Source organism: Roseiconus nitratireducens, from assembly GCF_008629675.1.
Lineage (GTDB): Bacteria > Planctomycetota > Planctomycetia > Pirellulales > Pirellulaceae > Stieleria > Stieleria nitratireducens.
Genome location: NZ_VWOX01000005.1, coordinates 47,923 through 71,060, shown reverse-complemented (window position 1 = coordinate 71,060; position 23,138 = coordinate 47,923). Strand labels below are relative to the sequence as shown.

Genomic DNA, 23,138 nt, shown 5'->3' with positions numbered 1-23,138 from the left:
GGGGCTTCGCGGCGATCATTCGAGCCCCGCGTGATCATTCGAGCCCCGCGTGGGCGCCCCTCGGCATCACGGGAGAGCGGCAACCGCTCCGACCACGGCTGCCGCTTGAGCCGCTGCGGCACTGCGTTTGTAAGGCGGCCGTTGCTTGAACGCCGGAACGCAATTCCCGGTACGGAAGTAACCCAACGTGTATTGGCATTCGCAGGGCGGATTGATCGTGCTCAGGTAAGGCAGCATGAACGTACTTGCCAGAAATCGGCCGCCGCTGATTGCCGGTTGCAGGTGCGGGAATCGCTGGTGGCCATGACGCTCCAGCATCCGGTCTTCAAAGTACAACGGGTGCGTGAACATGTTGGAAGCCGCCCACGGTCGAAGATGCCACTGCCAGGCCACGTCGCGGTCCATGCCTGACTCGGGCAGCGACATCACCGGGGCTTGCTCGCCCTCGCGGAATCCGGCGGGCAGTTTGCCGTCACCGATGTCGTCGGTGTTGGTCGTCAAAGCTTCGATCGGAGGCAGCGAAAACTGGCCGTCGACGTATTTGGTTTGTCGGCCGGAAAACAGCGAGGTGTTCTCCAGCGTTTTCTCCTCCACGTTCAGGTCTTCATTGCCAACCATGGGCGGATCAGTAAGGACGTCGATTGCATCGCGTTCCGTGGCTTTCTGCCCCGTCGAATCGGATTCGTCTTTGCCGCCTGCCTGATTCTTTTCCGCGATCCCGATCTCGTCATCAATTTGAAACAAGGTCGCCAGGCTCATTGGCCGATCCGAAGCGCTCGGCTGGGAGTCCTGCTGCGTCGGCGGACCGGTCTCCGCGCGCACCGCGGTGGCCGACGTTAAAATGCCAGAGGCTGCCAGGGCGACCAGGGCCCGTCGCAGCAGTCTCATCGTCGTGCGACTTTCGGCAGTCATCAAATGGCGGACGTGAGGTCGGAAAGACGTCTTCATCGCGAGCTCCGCGTTAACAAACAAATCGAAACCAATCCGTTAGTTTGGTTCGTCCGTCCGAGAGCGGATCGACACGAAATGCGAGAGGTTCCGCACCACGCAAAAAATGGGTGCGACTGTCCGAACCGGACAAATGGATACAGAACGCAGAATCGTTACTGTCGAGCCGTCGTGGTCGGCCGGTGACCATGGAACCACGGTCGTCGCTTCTTACACTGTGAACCTTGCGGTTGATTGCGCGGCGTCGACGGCGACATCCCCGGCACGCCCGGCCTAAAAATCAACGCGCTGCGACGGAGCGGAGGAACGTCGCGCGGCAACGTCTTCGACAGTGGCTGATTGCCCAGCCGTTTGGTCGTCCTCGGCCTGCTCGCTGCCGGCCTGCTCGTCCGCAGACTGTTCTCCGGTGTCGGTCGTACCGTCTTCTGTTTCCGTCGACGGTGCATCGGCCTTCGAAGCGGGTTTCGGCTCGAACTTCAGGGCTGCGCTGTTCATGCAATAACGTTTGCCGGTCTTGTCGCGTGGTCCGTCGTCAAAGACGTGACCCAGGTGAGCGTTGCAACGGCTGCAGTGCACTTCGATCCGCGTGTAGAACAGGTAGTTGTCGGTCTTGAAGCCCACCTTTTGTTTTTCGATCGGGTCGTAAAAGCTGGGCCAGCCGGTTCCCGATTTGTACTTGGTGTCGCTGGAAAACAACGCCTGGCCACAGACGATGCAGCGGTACACGCCATCCTTCTTGTTGTCCCAGTACTCGTTGCGAAAGGCCGGTTCCGTTTCCTCTTTTTGAGTTACTTTGAACTGCATCGGCGTGAGTTCCCGAGCCAGTTCTCGCGTCGATTTGGGCGTGTACGGCGGGTCCTTGATCTTCGGCTCTTGATCGCCTGCCCGTTCCAGTTGCATGCTGCGCGTGGGCCGCGTGATTTCCGTGTCGTCCGCCGCGGCTTTGCCCCCAACCACCGACCATGTGACGGCAGCCGCAGCAAGGAACCAGATGACGCTCGCACGAAGCCGGGTGCGAGAATGCAAACAGTTGCAGGTTCGGAAGGCTCGGAACATCTTGAACTCCGGCATCAGGGGCGTTCGAATCGCTGGGATCGGGTTGCTATGATCGGGCTGGCGCGTGATTTTGGCTCGGATGTGACGGGCGCCCGTTCGACGGGGCGACCGGATGCACAGTGCGTTCACCCACAGTGGCGTCAGCATGTCTGTTGGCGGGATCGGACCCGAGACTCACTTCCCGACGGGTTGGCGATCCCCTGTAGAAGCAGAACTGGGCCCAGGCGGACTTGGGGCGGGGCGGTTGAAATCCAAAAACGTCGCGGAAACTCCTGACCGCCCACCGGCGGCGAATCACCAAAAACAGCTCTCGTTTCCAACCTGTCTTCACCCTAATTGTATGTCAGCCGTCCAGATCCGTGAAATTTCTTTGAACTTCGGCGACGTCTCCGTCCTACGGGAGCTGGATTTGACCGTCCAGGAGGGCGAATACCTGGTGGTGCTCGGGGCCAGCGGCTGCGGAAAAACCTCCCTGTTAAGAATGGTCGCCGGCTTGCTGAGCCCGACGAGCGGGCGGATTTTTTTTGGGGACCGTGACGTGACCTCGCTGCCACCTCGCGAACGCGACGTGGCGTTTGTGCCGCAGCAAGACGGCTTGTACCCGCATCTGACGATCGCCGAATCGATCGCGACGGGGATCCGAGAGAATCTCAGCCGGCGGGAGCGTGGCGATCGAGTCCGCCAGGCGGCCGCGCGGGTCGGACTGGAATCATTGCTCGAGCGCCTGCCACATCAGCTCAGCGGTGGGCAGCTGCGGCGGGCGGCCCTGGCCAAAGCCCTCGCCCGGCAGGCGACTGTACGGCTGCTGGACGAACCGCTTTCGGCGATCGATTCGCATCTGCGATTTCAAATCGAGGACGATCTCCGCCAGCTGCATCAAGCCTCGCCCGGCGTCACGCTACACGTGACGCATGACGGACAGGAAGCCTTGCGTTTGGCGGACCGGATCGCGGTCATCGAGGACGGCCGTGTGGTGCAGGTCGATCGGCCCGACGCGGTGCTCCGGCAACCGTCTTCCCTGGGTGTTGCCGCGGCCCTGGGGGCTTCACCGCTGCACACGGTGCGCGTGGTTCGACAAGGCGGGGAGTGGCAGGCGGCCGACGGAGTGTCGGTCAGTGGACCGCAAGCCGCCGAGGGGACGACGGCGACGTTGGCCTACTACCACGGCGATGTCAGAGACTCGGATGAGGTGGCGGCTGTCGATTCTGGAGACTGGCGCGAACCGGACAGCGGGCGGGTCGTCGCGGCAAACGATCTCCGTTGGTTCATCGGCTGAACCAGCCGGCAACCGTTTGTTATTCATCCCGACGCAAGATGCCGGCATCCCGATGCAAGAGGCCGGGTCGGTTCTGGCGGCCCGACACGGCTCAGGCCGTCGTGGCGGCCACCGGCATGTCGGCGACCTGGTAAGCACGCGATCGGAACAGGAAATCGATGATGTTTCCTTCGTGCGGCTGCAACCAGTTCAGGCGATTGGTGGGGATGGGCCCGAAGTTGACGCGATCAATTTCGACGCATGCCGCGGCGGCGCGAGAGAAATTCTGATCGCGAGTCAGCACGGTTCCGACCAAGGTCGGGCCGATGCGCCGCAGCATCTCCGCCTGCGGGCATTCGACAACGCTGACGAATGGGAACATGTATTCCTTCATCGCCACGCCACGGTCGGGAGAGTCGGCGTGCAGGACCATCGGACGCAGGTAGGCGCAGTGTTCCCGCTCGATCAGCTTTTCGCCATAGTCGGCGGTCATGTCGGTCACACCGGACTCAGCCAAATCTTGCTGGACCATCGCGTACGTGCCGGTGGCCATTGCGGGCACGGTAAAGGCCGCCAATTGAGCGTTTTCGTCGGTCGGCGGCAGCACATCGACCGGACCGATCCGTTCGGCGATCGCCTGGGCAATTTCACGGGTGTGACGGCTGGCCCAAATCCCGCTGCAATTGATGCAGGAACGGCCCGAGTTGCTGAGCACGCTTTCGACCATCATGTCCAAGTACATTTCCCAATCATCGACGACGTCATCGCCGATCAGGATTTTGGACCAGCCCGGACCGTGTGCCTGGACCTTAGGATTCCCGGCATGTTGCGCCACGGTCTGGGCGCTTCCGAAGATCATGCTCCGCGAGGTCTTGGCCATGATCGCACCACCGGCATCGTGTCCACCGGGATACAGACCGAACGCCTCGGCCGGCACGCCGGCTTCGATGAACGCGGACACCATCCGATAAGGCGTCCACGGTTCCTGCGAGCCGGGCTTGAGCGCCAAACCGATTTGCAGCGGGATCGCGGGCAACCACAGCGTGTGCACTCCGGGAGAATTGTTCGGCAGCACGGCACCGAGGATCGGGGTTTGCGCCTGATAGCTGACGATGACGCCGCGTCCCTCTTCTCCATAACCTTTGCTCAGGATTGACAGGTCCAGACCACGCGTCAGGCAGTCCAGGATTTCGTCCATGTTGCTGAGGACGAAGCTGTTCTTTTTCAAGTTCGACCGGCACATGTGTTCCGGCAGCCCGGTGCTGGCCGACTGTTGATGAACGAACTGGTCGACCGATTGCATCGAGTCGCCGACGGGCAGCTCCGCATTCTCGAACAAGTCGGCTGCCTTTTTCGACATCTCGATCAATTCGGCGCAGGAGTACTTCAGCAACGCCTCGCGCGCCTTGTCCGCCTTCTTCATGTCGCGTCCGACGATCCCGCCGCCGACGGTTCCGAATTTCGCGATCGGTTCACCGGTGTCGAAATGAACGACGTCTTTCAGTTCGATGGATTCGTAGGGCTTGCCCCAGCGGAGCGGTTGTAGCGTGATCATGACCAAACAGCGTATCGAGAATTGAACGAGATCTTGTCGAGATTAACGGCGTGGAAACGTTCGCGCGTCGACGTATTCAACTCGCAAACGTTTGCGTCACACGACCCGCGGCATGCCGCTTGACCGCGGGGGCTGGCGAGGCGGAGCGTTCAGTACACTCCAACGGTCGTGGCGCTGGCCAATTCGTGGAAGGGGCGAACGCCGCTGACCCCGTCCCAGGGATAGGTTGCGAAGGGAGCTTCCCGTTCGCCTTCGTCACGTTCCATGAAGCCCGGGACGAAGAACTCATCGGTCAGCGTGTACAACTTCACGCGACCGGTTTCTCCGTAGCCGACGACCTGATTGTAGTCGTCAAAGCTGACGACTTCGGTGACCGCACGTGGTTGGGGCGCGTAGTAACTGATTTTGTAGCCGTCGTCGGCGGAGATCGGTTTGCTGCAGGCAAGTCCCATCAGCGTGTTGCCGTACGTCGGGGTCATGAAGACGCCGCCTTCTTCGACCGGGCCGCCCAGCAGTTCTTCGACGCAGAAGCGCGTCCACTGAGGCGTGAATTCCGTCCCGCCGGAGAAAATTCCTTTGATCCCGATTTCCTGCAAGCTGGTCCCGCGATCCTCCAGTGCTTCGCCCAATGACTCCAGCAACTTCGGAGTGGCAAACATGCACTTCACGTCGTGCCCGGCGGTCAAAACGGTGATCGCCTGGTCGATGCAGTGCTTCTTATATTCCTCCAAGTGTTCCATCCAGCCCTTCTTGATCAACTTCACCACCCAACGGGGATCCAAGTCGATGCAGAAGCAGATGCCGCCCCGATGTTGGGCCAAGTGTTCGACGGCCAAACGCAAGCGTCGCGGGCCGCTCGGCCCGAGCATCAACCAGTTGGATCCGCGCGGGAAATACTCATCGGGCAGTGTGTCGCTGAACAGCTCGTAGTCTTTCCAGTGATCCTCGATCACCATCCGGCTTTTCGGAATCCCCGTGGTGCCTCCGGTTTCGAACACATACACCGGCTTGCCCGCGTGGCCCTTGGGTACCCAGCGATTGATGGGACCGCCGCGAAGCCATTCGTCTTCGAACAGGGGGAACTTCCGCAAGTCATCAAACGACTTGATGTCCTTCAGCGGGTCAAAATTGAACTCGGATTTCTTCCCCAGCCAGAACGGGCTGCCCGTTTCCTCGCTGAAATGCCAGTGCACGATCTTCAGGGTGTGCTCATTCAACCGATCTCGGGCTTCGGCGGCACTCTTCGCAACGGCTTCCGGTATCGAGGACTCAACAGAGCTCATGGTCTTCCTAATCTCTCAACGGGGCGGGTGGCTTGGCGGGGATGAATCCGGGAATCGCCGACGCAGCAAAGCGTTCGAAAGCGACGCGCGGGGACGGATCATGAACCCCAGATTGTTGCGTTCCGGGAAGCGTCTCGGAAGAACCCCCCTGGCATGGTTCCCGATAATATAGCGAACCCACGAAAAAAAGCCGTGCGCAACAGCACACGGCTTTTGATCGGATAAAAGATTTGGTTGGCCGATCGGAATCGGCCAGGCGTTGTCTGAAAACCAGTAGCGACACTCGCCAGAGCGTGGTTTTTCGTCGCGAAACGCGACGTCTGCTAACGGGCCCTTTGCGACTTTTCTGCCGGGGTCCTAATTGTCGCTTTCTTCGCTGGCGACCACGGGCGAGGCCGGGCTTGCCGGAGGCGGTGTGACCACGGCGTTGTCGTCATCGGAAGCGGCAATCGCAATTGCAGCACCGATGCCACCCAGAGCGGCGATTCCGCCCAGGCCACCGCCACCGCCGATGCCGCCGCCCGCACCGCCGGCGCCGTATCCGCCGCCAGCGTAGCCGCCCATGCTGCCGCCACCCAAGGGTGACGTGTAACCGTCGATCGGGACGCCACCATCAATGATTTGTTCGGACACCACCACGTCTTGGACCATCGATCCGCCGGCGGGCAGCGGTGCGACCTGCATCGAGAAGGAGTCACAGCAGGCGGCGCCCTGGTTGACGACCAGTGACCGTTCAGCCAGTTTGCCAGCGGTTTGAAGTGCGGCGGGATCGACCAATTCCAGGCCCAGCAGTCCGACGCCGTCGCGGCCCAGACCCAAAACGCTGTAGCTGCCCAGTTCCAATTCGTCGATGTTGAAATAACCCTCCGCGTCGGTCGTCGTCCGTGCCACTTCGATGTCATCTTGGAAGATGATCACGTTGGAGTTGGCAGCGCCACGATTCTTGGCTTGGCCCGCGCGGGTCAAGCGGCCTTTCATGCCGCCGTCGAACTGTGCCACGCGGACAGCTTCCAGCGGTGCTTCCGGCGCGGCTTCAGGAGCCTTGGTGGGGTCGAATTCGATTGCCGCGGGCTTGCCAGCCGGCTGGTAACGAATCATGGCTCCGCGAACCACGCTGTAATCGATCGATCCGGCGGCGATTTCAAAGCTGTTGGCAACCGGTACCGATGGCATTACCACGTGCAGGGCACAGCAGGCGAACGCTTGGTCGCCGCGAACCATGACGTTGTAAACGCCCGGCTGCACATCACTGAGGACGAATTTTCCGTCCTTGTCCGTGCTGACCGGTGCGGACGCTTCTTTTCCGTCCAAAGTCATCAACGAAACTTGCGCATCGCCGAGCGATGAAACGCTGTAATCGCGAGCAATCACGACGTTGCCCGTCACCGTACCGTCCGCTGAGCTTCGCACCCACTGGTGCAGCGTGACGTCTTGGGCCGACACGATCGTGGCCGAAACCAACATCGCCAAAGTGGCCAGACCGCATGTCAAACCTTTCATTGCCTATACCTTTGCTATTTTCTTGCTTAGATCTATCCAGCGGATCCCCCGACTGTGCTCGACTATAGAACCGTCAAAAGGCGCTTTCAACGCTACAAACGCAATTTTGGCAATTTAGGAAGGTCTTGATGGCGGTGTTGTGTTCGAACCGATTCGATCCGACTGACCCAGAATCTCGCTGCAGACCAAATGCCCCTTCTGGGGTTCTGTTGGTTGGTCTGTTGGGGTGGTTTTGGGTTCCGCAGAATCTAGCGGCGGGCGGGCGAGGCCCTGTCCGAAATGTCGGACCTCAAAAGCCAGAATGCCCCTTTAGGTGCTGCACGTTATTGACGCCTAGCCCCTTATCAGGGTGGGTGAGCCGCGTGGCGCTAGCCGGCGCTAGCCGCGGGTTTTCTCGCCTCAACCGGCGGCTAGCGCCTTGCCGCTCATTGCACCGCAAATCACGGTGTTTTTGATTGAACGCATCGCTGTCCAGCTATTCGACAACGCCCAGTAAAACGACCCCTGTGAACCAGATTAGCCGTCGCCTTGAAAGCATGCCGGGAAATCTCGATTTGTCTCGGTCAAATCTCCGATTGACGACCCCACGCCGATGACCAATCCCTACGCCGTGACCACCGCCACCGCCGGCCAACCTGGCTTCTTCGGTGAACACGCCGAATTAGTCCGCGGCACTTTCCTCTATCGGGTGGTGCAAGTTTCCCATCCGGTCAGACTCCGATTTGTCTACTCCGGTTGGTGGTTCCGCCAGACCATCGAGCTGGACGGGCACACGGTCTGGGGCCAGATCAGCTGGATGGCGATCCGGCGCCAAGCGGAGTTCCGGTTGCCGGTGGAGTTGGACCCGCAGCAACGCAGTGGCCGGATGGAAATCGAATTCTCCCGCGGTCTGCGGATCCGCCGGTTTCGGATCTGGATCGATCAGACGCTGATTTACGACGAAGTCGCCTGACCCGTTTGCGGAGTGAGCTCCAGCGGACGCGTCTCCGCGAACGAACCTGGATGGAAACGACGAAAAGCTCGAGGCACCTTGCGATGCGACTCGAGCTAGTCGTTTGCAGGATCGGCATGGTTCCCGACGCGAATTCGGGGCCGGCCTGCGGTTCCTCCGCCCTACGGATGGATGGTGATGCGATCGCCTAGTCGGCGGTCGTGACGGTCGTTTGACCGGATGGGTTTGGACCCGATGCGTTTTGACCGGGCAGTGGTTGGCCCAGCGGGATTCGGTTGACCGGCGCGGGAGCGGCTGAGCCGCCCGAACGCAGTCCCGTGCCGACCGGAGTCTGATAGCTCATCGGAGCGACCGCTTGGTTGCCCGATGGGGCCGGCAGTGCTTCCGGGGTCAGGATGCTTTTCTCGCCCTGACCGGCCGGTGCCGCGTTGCGGGGTTGCGATAGCGGTTCCAACGAGGGAGCCTCGCCGGCCGGTTCGAACATTTCTGCGGGCGTTCCCATTTCGCCCAGCGGAATGTCTTCGACCGGAACCGGCGCGTCTTGGTTGGGAGCGTTCAGTCCTTGCGGAGCGTTCAGTCCCGGAACCGACGGTTCCAAGTCCATCGGAGCGTTGGCACCCGGAATCATCTGACCGGGGACCAGTTGACCCTCCGAGTTGTCGCTCAGACCCATGATGCCCACAGCCGCTTCGGCATCTTTGACAGGACCACGACGCACGACCTCGGGTCGGGTGACGCCGTATTGCAGTTGATGTCCGGCGGCACGCTCACGTGCCCGTTCCAATGCGTCGCAGTAAGCCTTGCTGTTCCAGGGGCCTTCGCGAAGGGTGATGTTGCTGTTCGCCAGCAGCGTGCCCTTGAGATAATCGACGTAGTTGAGTGACTTGTTGTATTCGGTCAGGGCTCGGTAGTAGGCGACGCGAGCTTCCGCCAATCGTTCCTGACTTTGCAGCACGACGTTGACCGGGCTGAGTCCCTTCTGGTACTCGACCAGCCGGGTTTCCACTTCCTGTTCGGCGGCTTGCCAGCGTTGAGCGTTGGTTCGAATCAGGCCATAGTGCGACGCCGCTAAGGCCACCGCGTCACTCAGCTGGCTGACCGCGAAGCGTTCCTGATCCTGCAGGTAGATTTTTTCGCGTTTGAGTCGGATTTGTGTGTTGCGGATGCGTGCCAGTTCACGCCGCACGCCGACCGGTTGCGAGATTTCCAATCGCACCGCACCTTCCTGGTAGTCACCGCTGGTCAGTTCCCCCAGGGCGCTGCTACCCGCGGCCGGGAATCGTTGGTCACGTCGTCCGGGAGGTCCCAGCGTGTCGCCCACGCCGACCCAGCGATATAGCAGGGACAGGTTCACGTCGGGCAGCACCTGATTCTTTGCCAAGGCCATTTCCAGTTCGGCTTGTTTGATGCGGTACTTGGTGCGACGCAGTTCGGGCATCAGGTACAGCATTTGCGCGATCGAATCGGTCCATTCAAATTCGACCCGCGCGACAGTGGGTTCCTGGATCGGTCGGATCAGCCGGCCGTCGGTGGCGGACAGCCCCATCAGCTCACGCAACGCTCGTTCCCGGCCGTACACGCCGTTGCGATCGTCGCCGGGAAGGTTGGAACCGGCCAAGGCCGCTTCCAGCCGGCCGCGAAAGGTGTAGTACTGGCCGACAGCCTGGGCCAGTTCTTGGATCGTGCCGACACCGGCTTCCAGATTCAACTTTGCGAATTCGGCGGTCGCCAAGGCACTGTTGCGGGCGATGATCCCGGTGGAGACGTTTCGGTAAGCCAGGTACAGGTCCCAGTAAGCGACTTCGACGTCGCGAACCAGGTTGCGGATCTGTCCTTCGAATTCGGCGATCGAGATATCTTCGTTCAGGCTGGCCAGGACGACGGGGATTCGGTTGATGTAGGTGCCGCGATTACGCATCAGCGGGTGCTGGACTTGGGCTTCCAGCACGGCGGTGTAGTCGCTGGGCACGGCGCGGGCGTTGGCGTTGATCGGCGTGTTGTTGCGCGAGTACAGCGTTTGCTGCCGCAAGGTGGCGACGCCACCGGTCGCCAGCCGTTTGCTCAGAGCGGCCTGTTGCGTGGTGTTCTGCGCGACCAGGTTCTGCGGGTTGATGGTGTTGTTGGCACCGACGTTCTGCGGACGGTCGGTCGTCGACAGGTCGATGAATCCGCTGGCGACCGCGTCGAACTCTGCCAAGGCGTCTTCCACGCCGCCGACCTGATTGGCACGCACCACGCCGCGAGGCAGCAGGCGGTTGCCGTTGCCGTCGGTCGTCAGCGGAACCGATTGGGTGGTCGTCTGCTGGACGGCGACATCGTAGATGCTGCCGAACTGGTCGGGCGTTCCACTGACAAACTGGGCGGCGATGTTTTGCCGCAGTTCGGCCGTCCCGCCGGTGGTCGGAAAGATTCGCGCATTTTCCAGCGCGATCGAGACGCATTCTTCCAGCGACAGATTCCAGAATTCGTAGTCGTGATTGCCCAGCGTCAGAGGCGGCAAGGCCTGGGTGGTTTCCGCCAGGCTTGCGACTTCGACGTCGGGATATTCGATCGACGTGGCCGAATTGAGATAATGCTGCAAGTCCGGCGACTCGTTGACGAAGAACGGTTGCGTTGGCGTACATCCAGTCGCCAACACAATCGCCAATGCGAGTTGCACGTTTGCCGCAATGCGAAACAGCAAGCTGTTCATGCCCTGAGCTTCCCTAGGCCGCAGCGTCAACCGGCACTCCGATGCGAAGGAGGATCGCATCAAGACCAGATTCGCCACGGGCAGTCCAAATGGAAGCCCCCCACCAAGATTCCACCGGAGCGTCACGCGACGTCGGCAGGAACCTTGTCCGAGAGTTGGTATCGGAGTCGGCGGTGGTAAACTTTGACGGTTCTAAAGAAAAATCTGAAGAATCCGATCAGACGCTCCGGCGGCCGCCGCCGGTGGGTGCTCGGCCGCCAATTCTATCGCGTGGTAACGTCGGGCACCGCCCGTACGACTGGGCTTAAAGTCCCAGCAATTGCCGAAACGAAGACGGTTTCGACGTCGTGCCGGTGGGGCGTGAAACACTGCGGCGCGAAACACCGGCGGCCGAAGCATTCCGTGATGCGGTCCGCACGCCACTGCGGGCCGGACCCAGCAGGGCTCCGCTGTCCGTGTCAGGACCTTGCAGAACCGGCGATCCCTCGGCGGCTTCGGCACCCGGAGCGTCGGCGGGCGGAAGGTCCAATTGCGATTCGATCGCGTCGGCGGGAATCTCTTCCGGGACGTCCAAGGTTTCCTCCAAGACTTCCGGCGCGATCGTGTCGTCGGATTCTTCCACATCGACTTCGGGAGCGTCCATCATTTCCGTCTGATTGATGTCGATGGTGCCGTAGACGTTGTCGGGATCGTTGACTGGACGGCGCGGACCGACCGTCAGGGCTTGCCAAGGCTTGGGATAGAAGTAGTGCTGCTCCAGACGCAGGTGTTTTTTGGGCTTCTGGTACGCGCCGGCATGGACGGCTCGGTGCCAGGCCATGGCTTCCTGGCTGCTGGGGGCGATCCAGTAGGCGATCTTGCCCTCGATGTAACTGGGGCGGTTGTACTTCCGCCGGTATCCAATGGGCAGGTTGTTGCCCAGCGGGGGAATGCAGTCGATCCGTGGCCAGACCGGTTGGCACTCCTTGTTTGGATGGTGCCCGTGGGCGGCGGACGTTCCGACCAGCGACCCCAGCAGGACCGCCGCGAACGGAAGGCAGGTTCGAACACGCGATCCAAGCGACGCGTGATGGGGCATGGTGGTGCGTTTCATCGGGGCATCCTGTTCCCAGTCAACATTTCAGTAAGGCGACGATTCCGCAGCGAACGGCAACCGCGGCGTGACCTGTCCGCGTCCACCGACGAAGGTTCGATTCGGCGGATTAGCCGCGTTCTTTCCTTCGACCGGATTTGGTTCGTCACCTTCGGTTTTTGGCAAAACACGCATTGCGCCACTTGTAGTGATTGACCGGTTTGGCGGATGAATCGGTGCGGCCGATCGATGCGTGCGACTGCGGCACGCTTCGCGACGCTTTCGGTCGCAGCGGTTGTGCGGATCAAGGGACGGTCCCGCCCGACTTCGTTGACTTTGACGGCAAATCGGTTCAGCGAGTCTTTCAGGTCGGGTCGATAGCTCACCGTGATACCCCATCCAAGAACGGATGTCTTTCGACAGCAAACGGACAGCCGCCCCCGTCAGGCAGCGGCGTTCCGGCTCTCGAAAGCAACTCGGCAAGGACTGCCTTGGGCGCGGCTCATTCGGACAGAGTGTCGCGACCGGATTCATCCAAGCATTCCTCAAGCCCGGGTTCTTTTTCGTGACTACACCACCGGTCCCCAATTATCTGCGCGTCCATCGCGGTGATGACCGTTCCCTCGCGCGTTCTTCGCAGCCGTCTTCGAAGGAGCAGTTTTGGAACGCGTTTTCGGCGGCGACCGGGTGGCGGATCGACGATCAGCACGGCGGCGATCAGATCGACGTGTTACCGACGGTCGACCTGGACCTGATGGGGGACCAGCCGGGACCTTCGCACCCGCCGGTGGTGCGGGCCAACGCGGCCGAGCTGGCAAAATTGGCCTCATCAATGGTCGCCGAAATCGATCAGTTGCAATCGGTCATCCGGCGTCAGGAAGTCGAACTGGCGGCTCATGCGACCGCGGCGATCGGGTTCCAACCCTCCCAGCGAGGCGCCCAGGCCGTTCAGGAGACGCTTCAACTGGCCGTCGAATCGATCGGCTTCGACGCCGCGGCGATCTACATGCTGGACGATCAAACGCAGTATTTAAATTTGCGCGCGATGACCGGCCTGCCGGCCGATCGGTTGCGCGCCCAACCGCGATCGCTTCGGGGAAGCCGCGCCGACCTGGAAGCCCTGGTGCAGGATGTGGTGCTGATTGATGATCTGACCGGACCGGCGGCAGCCACCTGGTGCGCGCCCGAACCGGCCGGCGCTGCGGTGTGCGCGGCGCTGTACAAGGGAGACCTTCCCATCGGGACCCTGTGGCTGTTTCGCGACAAGCCGATCCCGCTGGGAGAATCCGTGGCCTCAGTCGCGAAGATGGCAGCGGCGCAAATCACGCTGCACCTGTCCGAAGCCGTCTCCGCGCGTCACGAAACGTCGCGCCGCCAAGCGCTGGAAGCCGTCCGCGACGTCGCCGCATGGCAATTCACTTCGCTGCCGGTGGGCATCCAGTTGGCGGAAGGCTGGTCCGTCGACGGGATGATCGAATCGCACAACGACTGGGCCGTCGGATGGCATGCCTGGGATGTCCTGCCCGATGGTTCCCTGATGATCGCGTTGGCGCAGGCGGAGGATTGCACGGCCAGCGGCGCGATGGTTGCCGCGATTGCCCGGGCCGCCCTGACGGCTCACTGCGGGTACCGACACAGCCTGCCGCAACTGATGCAGCGCACCAACGACACGCTGTGGCAGACCAACACGGCGGAGCAGTTGTTGGGAATGCTGTACGCGCGACTGGATCCCGACACGGGCGAAGGCGAAGTCGTGTCGGCGGGGCAGTTGGGCGGATTGGTCGCCAGCAAGTACGGCTACCGTCCCCTGATCGGCTCGGGCACCACGCCGTTGGCCAGCGCGATGGACGCAGAATTTTTCCACTCGACCTTCCATCTGGGCAGCGGCGAAACCCTGCTCGCCTACGGCCCCGGGTTGGCCGCCGACGGCATCGGTCAGGATCTGCTGGGGTGTTGCCTGAAGAAGGCGGCCGGCGGTTCCGACAGTCCGCTGGCCGTGGTCCGACGCGAGATGGCCGCGTTTCCCACACGGAATGAACGGGGCCTGGTTGCACTCACGCGCGAGTGAACCCGCGGGTGAATTAGATCTGTCCCGGTGACGGCAGTTGCCATGGTGCGGTCATCAGCGGCGAAGAACCGACAAGCGGAGCGCTGGGCGGCAAACTTTAGAACGATCTGGCGTACTTTGCGGCAATCCGGTCGCACGGATCGCACGATCGACCGCGAAGTCGATATCATCGGCGACGAACCGTCCGACGCCGATTTCGACCGGCAGGCGGTTTGACGTGCCGAATGCCGTTTCCAGCTCTGGACCACCGTGCCCCCGTTTCCAGTCTGTGATGTCTGTCAATCCAACCGAACAGGACGTTCTGGATGCCGTCAATCGGCGTTGGAGTCCGTATCGATTCGAACGTCGCGGCGTCGAGCCGGAGAAGTTACGACGCTGCTTTGAAGCGGCTCGCTGGGCGGCCAGCAGTTTCAACGAACAACCGTGGCGGTGGATCCTCGCCGAACGCGAGGATTCGGCGGCCTTCGACAAGGCGCTGGGGTGTCTATTAGAAGCCAACCGTGCTTGGGCCGCGAACGCCGGCGTGTTGATTCTGACCGCCTATCGCACGAAGTTTTCACGTAACGAGAATCCGAATCGGGTCGCGTTGCATGATCTCGGACAGGCCGCCGCCCACCTGGCCCTGCAAGCCGCGGCCCTGGGGTTGCAAGCCCATCAGATGGCGGGAGTCAATCTCAGCCAAATCCGCACGGAGTATCAGATCCCGGAAGATTTTGAGCCGGCAACCGCGATTGCGATCGGATATCCCGTTGTTGATCCGCCACAGAACGATGAGGATAAAACGTTGGCGGCACGTGAGGCTGGGCCGCGTCAGCGGCGGCCGATTTCGGAGCAAGTGTTTGCCGGAACCTGGGGGAATCGGTTCCAATGGTAATGAAACGATCACGTTTCTTGGTATTTTGGCTAGGTGCTGTGTTGGATCCGCGGCACTTGGACGGAAATACGGTAGGGTTCGATGGCCAGGCGGCATGCGACCGAGGCGCGGACGGCAAAGGGGCGGTCGACGCATGGCAGAGAGCCAGACCACGACAGGGGGACGGGCGGTCCACCGCGGGGGAGTGCGGATACGGCACGCCGTTGACGCGTAGCACAATGGACCGGCGGTGGCGGTGTCGCTCGGAACCACATTTTGGCAACCCGGTGTTGCCGTAGGGCCTGTGTTGTCTCCAGCCGATCGCAGGAAATCCGGATCGGCGGGCAAAGCCAACTTCACATCCACGACCACTCGGAATTATCAATCGGTGTCGGAATCCTGGAATCCTGGAGTCGCCTGCGCGTCGCGAACCGATGTCGGTATGCGCCGGACGAACAACCAGGATTCCCATTCGGTGATTCCCGCCGGTTCGATGGACCGGTTTCAACGCCGCGGGCACCTGTTCATCGTCGCCGACGGAATGGGAGCCCACGCCGCCGGCGAGCTGGCCAGCCGGATGGCGACCGAGTTGATCGCCATGCATTACTTCCGGGCTTCGCCGGAGGACGCCAAGGACTCTTTGCGGTTGGCGGTCAGTGACGCCAACAACGAGATCTACCAGCGCGGTCAGCAAAACCCGGAATTTCATAACATGGGGACGACCGCCAGCACGTTGGCGCTGTTGCCTCAGGGAGCGATCGTCGCCCACGTCGGTGATTCCCGCGTGTACCGGTTGCGCGCCGGCGTGTTGGAACAGCTGACGTTTGACCATTCCCTGGTTTGGGAAGTGCAAGCCAGCGGCCAGGTCCATCCCGATAGCGCGCTCGGTCAGGCGTTGCCAAAGAACGTGATCACACGCTCGCTGGGGCCCAATGAGAACGTCCAGATCGACATGGAAGGTCCGTTCGAAGTTCATCCCGGCGATCGCTTTCTGTTGTGCAGCGATGGTCTTTCCGGACAAGTCGATGACGTCGAAATCGCGACGCTGTTGGACTGCTTGCCCGATGAGTTGGCTGTTCAGGTGCTGGTCGATTTGGCCAACCTCCGCGGCGGCCCCGACAACAGTACCGTCGTGGTCGTGTCGGTGACCGATGGTCCCCTGGTCGATCATCACGTCCCCGCCCCTCCGTCAAACTCGGGCGACAACAGTGCGTTCTGGGGCACGGTGACTTCGGCGACCGCGACGGCCCTGTGCTTGATGGCCGCCATCGCGTTCCGGTACCTGCAGCTGCAGGGTTCCATGATCATCACGCTGGTCGGTGCAATCATCGCCGGTGTGATCACGACGACGTCGTACACCGCGCTCCGACGTCAGACACGGCGGCGCACCTACCACGGCGATTCGGTGTCGTCCGGTCGGTCGCGGTGTAACGGCGGCAAAGGTCCCTATCGACGTTACCGATCCGATCCCGGCCAGGCACTGTTTGATCGTTTGGGCAAGACCGTCCAGGAGCTGCGCGAAGCGGCGAAGCTGAAGAACTGGTCGATGGAATGGAGGGACATCGATCAATTCCAAGACGAAGGAATGGAGGCGATGCGGAGTGGCGACGGGAAGACGGCGATCCGCAGGCAGGCCGAGGCGATCGTGGAAACGATGCAGCAATTGAGGGAACAGCACGACCGGGCCGCCGGTGAGACGGCGGTCGAACCCTGAACGCCGTCCCGACCCCGTCCGACGCCCACGCCAAGTCGCTTCGTGCCCTGTGAATGCAACTCCCCATGAAGCCGTCCTCCCCAGCGAACGCATCAACCGTCTCGCGCTGCCGATGATCCCCTCGGCGCGGCTCGGATCGTCCACCTGGTTGCTGCACCTTCGCACGTTTGCCGTTGCGGGTCAGTTGGCGACGATCCTGTTCGCCGGCTGGTTTGTCGGTGTCCAGCTCTGGTACACGCCGCTGCTGGCCCTGGTCGCGCTAACTGCGGTCACCAACATCGGGTACGGCTTCTGGTTGCGGCGGTTTGATCCGCAACTGCGTGACTCCGCCGAACCGTTGATCGGCTCGGGGCGTCCGGCCGTAATGGATCTGGAAGAGTCTCCGGGCGTACGTTCGGTGGCGTTGGGATTGATGCTGCTGGATCTGATCACGCTGACGGCGATGCTGTATTTCAGCGGCGGGGCGGCCAACCCGTTCAGCTTCTTTTACTTCGTCAACCTGGCCGTCGGTGGCGTGATGATTCGGCCTCGCGCGGCGTGGTCCTTGACGCTGGTCGCGACGCTGGGCTACGCCTTCGTGCTGCGGCACAGTGTTCCCGTGATGGGATTGACGCCGCCGGACGCTTCCGGCGAATTCGACCTGCGTTCGGTGGGCATGATGTTGGCGTTCGCCGCCTGTGCCTCGGTGGTCACCTACTTTGTCACCCGAACCAGCGGTCTGTTGCGAGAGCGGGAACGCGAACTCCGCGAAAAAGAGCTCGCCCAGGCGGCCGACCGTCGCCTCGAAGCGCTGACCACGTTGGCGGCCGGAGCGGCGCACGAACTGGCGACGCCGCTGTCGACGATCGACGTGATTGCCCGCGAGTTGACGCATCACCTGGAAGGAGTCGACAAGCCGCCGTCGGTCGATGAAGACTTGAAACTGATCGATCATCAGTTGGAATTGTGCCGCCAAATTCTGCAGCGGATGCGCGGCGCAGCGGGCGATTCGATGGCCCAGCAATGGTACCGGACGACCGTCGGTGATCTGATCGATGCGACCCTGGAAGGCATCCGCGATCCGCACCGGGTCGATGTGGTCGACGGCGTCGACGCGGTGGAGAACCAAACGCTGTGGATGCCGGAAGAGGCCGTTGCTCAAGCGATTCGCAATCTGATTCACAACGGGTTGGATGCCAGCGGTGCCAGCGGACGTGTCCGAGTGGAATCGTTGCTCGATGGCAACGGGGTGCGAATCATTGTCACCGATCAGGGTCAGGGAATGACCGACGACGTGTTGGGACGATTGGGCGATCCCTTTTTCACGACCAAGGAGCCCGGCCGCGGAATCGGCCTGGGCTTGTACCTGACCCGCAACGTCGTCTCGCAACTGGGCGGCAGCCTGGTGTTTCAATCACAGCCCAACCAAGGCACCTCGGCCGTCGTGACCTTGCCGGTCAGCAAACCCGACGGCGTTCAGTAGGCGGAAAAGGGGACGGACCTGGAAAAGGGGACGGGGAAAAGGGGACGGGGAAAAGGGGACGGGGGTCAATAGTGCAAAGCACCCGAAGGGCCGTTCCGGCTATTGAACCCCGTCCCCTTTTCCGCCCCCCCCACTATTGACCCCCGTCCCCTTTTCCTACCCGCGAAGGCTCAGGGTGCGGGTGGTTGGCTGGACAGCAGCGTGAGCGCTTCCATCACGCGCGGCTTTTGGTCCTCGCGAATGATCAGGTAGCGATCGCGTCCGTCTGATTTGGCGTTGTGCCGTGTGTAGCCTTCCGGATCGACCGTGACCGTTCCTGCGGGTGACAGATCAAAGTACTGATGGTCCGGACGGACCGCATGCAGGACGGACGTCAAATCCCAGGTCGGACGGTCGTGGGGCGGCTCGCGATAGAGCCGGTAGGCTTCGGCCACCGGATGGTGCTCCACGTAGCCATAATCCTGATCAATGCTCTGGTGGGGGTATTTTAGGTTCAAACCGATTTCGAAACCGCTCCAAACGATCTCGGTGGGCCAGTGCTGCGACAGATACCGGGCCGCGTCCAAGTCCTTGATGACGTTGTACTCCCGGTACGGCGCCGGCTTTCCCGTTTGGCCGTTGGGAATGTCGCGAAAGGCCCCGGCCATGATCGATAGCAAGCGAACTTTCTTGCGGACCAATTCCGGGCCGGCCAACGGAGAGATCGCGTCGGCGTCCGATCGCAACAGGTTGGCCAAATTGGTGGAAAAGCCGACCTGGCAGATCACCACGCTGTTGTCCTTTGCATCGGCCAGCGTCTGACGCAGAACGTCGACCGCCGGAGGGGCATCCTGGCCCGAACGCAAGTCATGCGAGTATCGGTCCTGTCCGTCGTCCTGAACTTCGGCCAGCGTGTTGAACCGGCCCGCTTCCGGTGTGACGCCGCTGTCGCAGACACCAATCGGGACGTCGCCGCGGCCGTAAAAAGTGTTGACGACGTCGGTGAACGCGGCAGCCAACGGGTGGTCTTTCGTGATCGTCACCGCCTTCAATTCGCATTCGCCTCGCGATTGCAGCGAATGGATCATGGCCAAGGCCAAGACGTCGTCGCAGTCGTTGCCGATGTCCGTATCGAACACCAAGGGGACGGGATCGTTTGCGAACAGTTGCGGGACGGCGGCAAGCATCAGGATCAACGGCAACAGACGCGGCACAGCGTGAAACATGATCGTCGGGGCGGGGTGCGGAGGAGCAGGGTGGGAAAGCCTGCGACGATAACCTCGGCCTGTTGCCGGTGCAACCATCGCGACGATTCCCTCGGCGCAGACTCGTTCGGCGGCGACTTGGATCCCAGAATTGATCACGGGGATCAACGTGTCGTTCCGGGCGCCCGTGCGACGCGGCCGCGGGTGCCGCGAATCGTGTGTCGGTAGTAGGACTGCAGGCACAACGCCGCCATGGACGTGGTGTAGATGGTTCCCCCGTAGCCGCCCCACACCGTTCCTGCGGGCCAACTGCCGTCGGGACGTTGCGTCGAAAGCAGGCGTCGTTTCAACGCCGCGTTCCACCGCTGCCAGGCATCATCCTGCAACTGGTGCAACGCAATCGTGGCATAGTACCAGCAGTAATAGTTGTCTTGCCCCGTCCCGGGCGGTCGGTCCAACAGATAGCGTTCCGCCTCATCGATTTCTCGCTGTGGGACGGCTTCACCGATCAGCAGCCGCGTGGCCAAGGCTTCGGCGGTCATCGTGCGGCTGGCCGCTTCGCCCGGCCGATAGCTTGCCAGGCCGCCCGAACCGGCACGCACGCTGTGCAAGAACCTTGCGATCCCGTCGAAACGCTCGTTGGGAATCGCGACGCCGGCGCGTCGGGCGGCATCCAGCACCATGGCCTGCCAGCCCAGTTGGCTCAGGTCGCCGGGATCACCACGGGTGTAGCGCCAACCGCCGGTGACAGGATGCTGCATCCGAATGGTGTGACCGACGGCCCGCCGGGAGGATTCGACCGCGGACGCGTCTCGGGTCATCACCGCCGCTTCGCACAAGGCGAGTGCCGCCATCGAATGACAGTAGCTGGCGGCGTACAACGTGGCGTCGCCGCTGAGCGAGCCGTCGGGGTTCTGGTTTTGGATCAGGTAGGATAGGCCGCGGTAGACGTTGTCTTTGTAGTCGCCGTCCAAATGCGTGTTGCCGGCTCCCATCATGGTCAGCAGCGCCAACCCCGTCAGGGCATGCGTGCTCTTGGTCCCCGCCCCGAAACGGTGTTCCCCCAAAGGCATGCGTTCGACACCGGCGCCGGACGCCCGCGGATCCCAGGATCCATCATCCCGTTGTGACTCAGCCAGAAAACGAAGCGCCGCGCGCACCGCCGCTTCGGTTTGGGCGTCACCACCCGTTTCCGCCAAAGCGATCTGTTTGGCCGATCCGACGCGGTTGGCGAAATCTGACGCGGTTTCGCCGGGGACCGTCGCCGCGGCGGCGGTGGTAGCAGCCTGACGCGACGCGTTTGCCGCGGACGGTCGGACAGTAGGCGATGCCTGGGGGCGGACGGCGGGTTCGCGCTGTTCGGTAAGCATCGACGGATCCGCTGCCGGCTGATCGTCCTGCTTCGGTGGATCCGCTGATGGCGCCGACGGCTCGATCTGTGACGGGGCCTCGGCGGGGCTTTGAGCGATTTCCAGCTGCGTCTTCAGCAACTGATCCAGGGCCGAATCCAATTCCGCGGCCAGCTCTGAATCCTCGACGGCAGGTGGTTCGAGCGTGCTTGCCAGGGCCGCAGGCGGTGGCGGAGTCTCCGCCGGCGGTTCGGGAATCGACAAGGCATCTTCTTCGACCGATCCCGCGTCGACCGCCGATTTCGCGTCATCGGGAACGGTCGGTTCGGCGAGCAGTTCCTGCAGCGAGTGCACCGGTAGCGGCGCGATCGGCATCGGATCGCTGTATCCGGACGCTTCGGCGATTTGCAGGTCCGACTCGAAAGTCGAAAACGTGATCGCATCCACACCGACGTGGTCGGGTGAGTCATCTTCGGTCGACGAGCCGCCGGCGTTTTGGGCCTGGTAGGGAACCAGCCAAAGCAGCGCCACGTGCAAGGCAACCGACAGAATCAGACAGACAATCCCGGCACCCCGACCGTCGCGTTTGGTGCGGCGAAAAAGCCACACCGTGGCCGCCAGCAAGACGATGGCAGCAATCGCGACCGCATACACCAGACGCGGATCTGCCCATAACGGAAGATCTGCACCGATGCGATTCAACGGCGCATCCCTCCGCCGCTGGGATCCACCTTGGCGGCGATTCCCAATTGCTCGATGCCGCTTTGGCGAACCACGTGCAACACTTCGGCGACACGTTGAAAGGAACTGGATCCGTCCCCGCGCACGGCGACTTTCAGATCCGGATAGTTGGCGTGCTGCTGACGAAGCGATTCTGCCAGCTGGTCGACATCGATCGTTTGGCCATCCAGCAGTATCTTGCCGTCGGCGGTGACTTCGATCACGCGTTCATCCGGGACGCGCGAGATCGCGTTCATGCGTCCGACCGATGGAACACTGACCTTGATGCGACTTTCGGATTCACTGAACTTGGTGCCGACCATGAAGAAGATCACCAGCAGGAACACGACGTCAATCATTGGCGTCAGGTTGATGGTAACGTCGTCGGCGGACCGATTTCGATTTGCCATGTCAGGCCGCCCTGCGTTTCTTGGCCCGGGATGAACCCGCGTCTTCCAAGCCCTCCGCGGAGATGCAATCGATGACGCGCTGACAAAGCCGCTCGATTTCTCCCAGGTAGCGGTCCGACTTGCTGCTGAAGTACATGTACGCCAGGTAGGCAGGAATCGCGACGGACAGACCGCCGGCGGTCGTCATCAAGGCGGTGCTGATGCCGCTGGCGAGCATCTCCGGGCGACCGAGCGATTGTTGATCGCTGATGACTTCGAACGCCTGGATCATGCCGATCACGGTTCCCAGCAGTCCGATCAGCGGGGCCACGTTACTGATTGCGTGAAAGACACGCAGGTATTTTCGCAAACCGTCGGACACGCGGTCACCGGCATCCAGAACCGCCTGTTCGATTTCCAACATCGGTCGCCCCCAGCGACGCAACGCCGCTCGGAATACTTCGCTGACCGGGCAATCGAATTCTTTGCAAAGCTCGGTCGCTTCTTCGTAGCTGAGCACTCCGTCTTCGACGCACTCGGTGAACCGGCGGACGAACGGCCGCGGAATCACGCGTCCGCGTCGCAACGCGATCATGCGTTCCAGCGACAGGGCGAACACGATCAGCGAACAAATCGCCAGCGGCAACATCAGCCAGCCGCCCGACATCACCTTTTGCACCACCGCCGGTGTTTGGAACCATCCGGAACCTTCGCCGTCTTGTGCGTCTTCGCTGGCGGCGTTGGCCTGTTCGTTGGGCAATGCCGGAATCCCGGAACCACCCCCCGCCGCCGCACCGCCACCTTGTTGGGCGACCCGAAACGCGGGTTGAGACGAATAGCCCTGCGCGGCATTCGGATTCAGTGGCGCCGCTCCGGAGAACTGGCTTCCAAACTGGTTGTTTCCATACGGAGATCCGTTCTGAGCCGCGGCATTGTCGATCGAGACCAGCCAACACAGCAGTCCGGCGGAAAGCACGACGACCGGCAGCAGGTGCGACAGCAGTCCGGCCATCCGCCGACGGGAATTCTCCGGTCGCAGCTTCAGCGTGGATCGATTGGGGGAAAGGTGTTTCATGTCAGTCGGCG

General features: G+C 62.0%; 18 protein-coding genes. 6 read left to right on the top strand and 12 right to left on the bottom strand.

The window, feature by feature from the left end:
- Positions 1-66 precede the first annotated feature (66 nt).
- A complete protein-coding gene (locus FYK55_RS10470; RefSeq protein WP_150076371.1) occupies positions 67-948 on the bottom strand; it encodes a hypothetical protein in 882 nt (293 codons plus the stop codon).
- Between the two features lie 273 nt (positions 949-1,221).
- Positions 1,222-2,019, bottom strand: coding sequence for a peptide-methionine (R)-S-oxide reductase MsrB (gene msrB, locus FYK55_RS10465; protein ID WP_235908585.1), 798 nt, complete (start codon positions 2,017-2,019; stop codon positions 1,222-1,224).
- A 325-nt stretch (positions 2,020-2,344) separates the two neighbouring features.
- Here msrB and FYK55_RS10460 point away from each other — a divergent pair, with 325 nt between their 5' ends.
- Positions 2,345-3,280 carry an ABC transporter ATP-binding protein gene (locus tag FYK55_RS10460; RefSeq protein ID WP_161604420.1) on the top strand — a complete coding sequence of 312 codons (936 nt, stop codon included), beginning with the start codon at positions 2,345-2,347 and terminating at the stop codon, positions 3,278-3,280.
- Between the two features lie 91 nt (positions 3,281-3,371).
- On the opposite strand, the gene FYK55_RS10455 is transcribed toward FYK55_RS10460, so the two are convergent.
- The 3 genes from FYK55_RS10455 to FYK55_RS10445 form a co-directional block, all read right to left on the bottom strand.
- The gene (locus FYK55_RS10455) at positions 3,372-4,814 is read right to left on the bottom strand and encodes an aldehyde dehydrogenase family protein (RefSeq protein WP_150076369.1); all 1,443 of its coding nucleotides are present in this window, start codon (positions 4,812-4,814) and stop codon (positions 3,372-3,374) included.
- Between the two features lie 149 nt (positions 4,815-4,963).
- Entirely contained in the window at positions 4,964-6,097 is a 1,134-nt protein-coding gene (locus FYK55_RS10450; RefSeq protein WP_150076368.1) for a hypothetical protein, read from the bottom strand.
- Between the two features lie 357 nt (positions 6,098-6,454).
- A complete protein-coding gene (locus FYK55_RS10445) occupies positions 6,455-7,597 on the bottom strand; it encodes a carboxypeptidase-like regulatory domain-containing protein (protein ID WP_150076367.1) in 1,143 nt (380 codons plus the stop codon).
- Between the two features lie 592 nt (positions 7,598-8,189).
- On the opposite strand from FYK55_RS10445, the gene FYK55_RS10440 reads away from it, so the two are divergent.
- Positions 8,190-8,549, top strand: coding sequence for a hypothetical protein (locus FYK55_RS10440; RefSeq protein WP_150076366.1), 360 nt, complete (start codon positions 8,190-8,192; stop codon positions 8,547-8,549).
- A gap of 187 nt (positions 8,550-8,736) precedes the next feature.
- Here FYK55_RS10440 and FYK55_RS10435 read toward each other — a convergent pair whose 3' ends face one another.
- The 3 genes from FYK55_RS10435 to FYK55_RS28980 all read right to left on the bottom strand — a co-directional run bounded on the left by FYK55_RS10435 (position 8,737) and on the right by FYK55_RS28980 (position 12,508).
- Entirely contained in the window at positions 8,737-11,241 is a 2,505-nt protein-coding gene (locus tag FYK55_RS10435) for a TolC family protein (RefSeq protein ID WP_150076365.1), read from the bottom strand.
- Positions 11,242-11,545: 304 nt separating this feature from the next.
- Positions 11,546-12,334, bottom strand: a complete 789-nt coding sequence (locus FYK55_RS10430) for a hypothetical protein (protein ID WP_150076364.1) — start codon at positions 12,332-12,334, stop codon at positions 11,546-11,548.
- A 27-nt stretch (positions 12,335-12,361) separates the two neighbouring features.
- Positions 12,362-12,508 carry a hypothetical protein gene (locus FYK55_RS28980; RefSeq protein WP_161604419.1) on the bottom strand — a complete coding sequence of 49 codons (147 nt, stop codon included), beginning with the start codon at positions 12,506-12,508 and terminating at the stop codon, positions 12,362-12,364.
- Between the two features lie 370 nt (positions 12,509-12,878).
- On the opposite strand from FYK55_RS28980, the gene FYK55_RS10425 reads away from it, so the two are divergent.
- The 4 genes from FYK55_RS10425 (at position 12,879) to FYK55_RS10410 (ending at position 18,410) form a co-directional block, all read left to right on the top strand.
- Positions 12,879-14,381 (top strand): SpoIIE family protein phosphatase, encoded by a 1,503-nt coding sequence (locus tag FYK55_RS10425; RefSeq protein ID WP_161604418.1) that lies wholly within the window; start codon positions 12,879-12,881, stop codon positions 14,379-14,381.
- Positions 14,382-14,652: 271 nt separating this feature from the next.
- Positions 14,653-15,255 carry a nitroreductase family protein gene (locus tag FYK55_RS10420; protein WP_150076362.1) on the top strand — a complete coding sequence of 201 codons (603 nt, stop codon included), beginning with the start codon at positions 14,653-14,655 and terminating at the stop codon, positions 15,253-15,255.
- A 421-nt stretch (positions 15,256-15,676) separates the two neighbouring features.
- A complete protein-coding gene (locus FYK55_RS10415) occupies positions 15,677-16,948 on the top strand; it encodes a protein phosphatase 2C domain-containing protein (protein ID WP_150076361.1) in 1,272 nt (423 codons plus the stop codon).
- 49 nt (positions 16,949-16,997) lie between these two features.
- Positions 16,998-18,410: an ATP-binding protein gene (locus FYK55_RS10410; protein WP_235908584.1), complete on the top strand. Its 1,413-nt coding sequence runs from the start codon at positions 16,998-17,000 to the stop codon at positions 18,408-18,410.
- A 170-nt stretch (positions 18,411-18,580) separates the two neighbouring features.
- Here FYK55_RS10410 and FYK55_RS10405 read toward each other — a convergent pair whose 3' ends face one another.
- The 4 genes from FYK55_RS10405 to FYK55_RS10390 form a co-directional block, all read right to left on the bottom strand.
- Positions 18,581-19,576 (bottom strand): nucleoside hydrolase, encoded by a 996-nt coding sequence (locus FYK55_RS10405; RefSeq protein ID WP_390621724.1) that lies wholly within the window; start codon positions 19,574-19,576, stop codon positions 18,581-18,583.
- 182 nt (positions 19,577-19,758) lie between these two features.
- Entirely contained in the window at positions 19,759-21,645 is a 1,887-nt protein-coding gene (locus FYK55_RS10400; protein WP_235908583.1) for a prenyltransferase/squalene oxidase repeat-containing protein, read from the bottom strand.
- Positions 21,642-22,073 (bottom strand): ExbD/TolR family protein, encoded by a 432-nt coding sequence (locus FYK55_RS10395; RefSeq protein WP_150076359.1) that lies wholly within the window; start codon positions 22,071-22,073, stop codon positions 21,642-21,644. Before FYK55_RS10395 ends, FYK55_RS10400 begins: the two co-directional genes overlap by 4 nt.
- Position 22,074: 1 nt before the next feature.
- The gene (locus FYK55_RS10390; RefSeq protein ID WP_150076358.1) at positions 22,075-23,127 is read right to left on the bottom strand and encodes a MotA/TolQ/ExbB proton channel family protein; all 1,053 of its coding nucleotides are present in this window, start codon (positions 23,125-23,127) and stop codon (positions 22,075-22,077) included.
- Positions 23,128-23,138 lie beyond the last annotated feature (11 nt).